Source organism: Microcoleus sp. B3-A4, from assembly GCF_036705385.1.
In the GTDB taxonomy this organism is placed as follows: Bacteria; Cyanobacteriota; Cyanobacteriia; order Cyanobacteriales; family Microcoleaceae; genus Microcoleus.
Window position 1 is genome coordinate 1 of the sequence record NZ_JAUBUI010000199.1, and the last position, 2,007, is coordinate 2,007.

Below are 2,007 nucleotides of genomic sequence, written 5' to 3' on the forward strand. Positions count from 1 at the left end.
TTTGACATTTTACATAATTCTTGCATAGGACTGTTGCAAGTATTTATACTCATTGCATAATTGAGATGCTCCCAAAACCTCTTACCAAGATACAAGTTAACAACTGTAATTAAAAACCGCTAGTCAGGTGATTTTATCCCCTCCAATTGGAGAGGGCTATTAGAGGGTTTATCAAAGTGAGACTGACCCCTACCCAACTCTAACTTAATTTAATTGGTTTGTATAAATTTTGGCTTGGGAGGCGATCGCAGTGGAAGGACGATTAAACGTCTAACCGCGATGGCTGGTTAACAAGAGAGCGAGCTTTTGAACGCTCGCTACCCAAGTGCGATGGAAAAGTTGCGGCAATTGATGCCTGTGCTGCCACAAAAGCCGCCACAACAGCAGGAGCAATGTGAGCAATCGGCACAGTCGAATATCGGGTAAAAATCAAGTGCCTTGATACCTAAGATTCCCCATTCATAAGGGTGCAGTGTTTTTATTTGTGTAGGTAAAAGTCAGGTTTGTGATCACAAAAACATTGCTTGCTACTGAGAGAGAACAGCCAAAAGCAGCCTCAACAGGTCAAGACACGAACAGCACAAAAAAGCAGTAATTTGGCATAAAATTGCAGGCATTTGCAGGATATTTACAGGCATTTGCAGGTAAAGTGCAGCCCCTGCAAATGCCTGTAATCTCACTGATTTTATACTGCAAACGCCTGACTTTATACTGCAAATCCCTCATTTTAACGCTCCACAACATTAGCTATTTTTTAGCGTTTTTAACAAAACCTAAATTGATTTAATAGTCAAGTTGTGGCTTGGGAAGTTGAATTAAAAATCAAATTTCAGAAGTGCGAAAAAATTGGCAGCGTAGCCGCCGTTATGTCAGCCTTGACAGTCGCATAAATTGCTGTTGTCGGACTCGCGCTTTGCAATCGGCTAAACTGTTGTTGTCTCATAAAGCTTGACAGTCGGATAAAAATTTACCCCCTGACGCGGTTTACAACAGTCGGTCGGTTTACAGCAGTCGCTCGACTCCCACCTATTAATGGCGGTTATAATTCACCACCTGATTAATACAGGCAGCAATCTCTAGGCGTAAAGAGGGATCGCTGATATATTCCAACAAAAAATAGTTCGCCGTGCCTGTCCCATACCTTACCGCTCTTGAGGCATTTGGGCTTCAGTCGCGACTCGCTCCGTCGGAACTGATTCTATATCAATAAGGTTTGAACTGCGGGTAAGCAATATGCTCAATATTGATGGGGGGATATTTTTTGTCAGCACGTAAAAGCCCGGTTTGTGATCACAAAACCATTGCTTGCTACCGAGAGAGGACAACCATAACCAGCCTCAAAAAACAAAGGCACGAACAGCACAAAAAAGCAGCAATTTGAGCGAATAATTCAGGCGTTTGCTGGATATTTTCCGATACAATCAGAGAGAATGTAGTCCCAAAAAAAGCCTAAATTATACCTATTTTTATACGGCATTTGCCTAACTTCATACGGCACTTGCCTGACTTTAGCGCTCCACAACAATTAGTAATTTTTTAGCGTTTTTAACAAAAACTGGATTGATTTAATAGTCAAGTTATGGTATCTAAATAGAATTAAAAATCAAGTTTCCGAAGAGCGAAAAAATTGGCAGCGTAGCAGCCGTTATGTCAGCCTTAACAGTTGCATAAATTGCTGTTGTCGGGCGCGCACTTTGCAATCGGCTAAACTGTTGGTATGAAGGCAGGTTAAGAGCAGACCCTAATACGGTGTCTTAAGGGCGAGAGCGTCTGTGATCGTTGCAATGCCGATCAAGGAAATCCTATTTCCCTGCCTGGGGCTTGTAACCGTTGCAACTTCATCAGGATACGGCAATTTCCCGATTCGCCTTCGCCGACAATCAAAAGTTTGGCTTAGTTGAGTTCTATCGTTGGAATTGCGGGTTTGGAAGTAAGTAGGTCGGCGGGAAAAATCACCAGTATGTAACAAAACATTAAGTAGGGTGACGGGACTTAAATTTAATACGT

General features: G+C 42.3%; 2 protein-coding genes. Both read right to left on the reverse strand.

All coding sequences use genetic code 11. The features are described from left to right. Positions 1–262 precede the first annotated feature (262 nt). Positions 263–433: a hypothetical protein gene (locus QUB33_RS29300; protein ID WP_333358156.1), complete on the reverse strand. Its 171-nt coding sequence runs from the start codon at positions 431–433 to the stop codon at positions 263–265. A gap of 1,308 nt (positions 434–1,741) precedes the next feature. Continuing rightward, a partial coding sequence (locus QUB33_RS29305) for a hypothetical protein (protein ID WP_333358159.1) occupies positions 1,742–2,007 on the reverse strand: 266 nt, incomplete at its 5' end.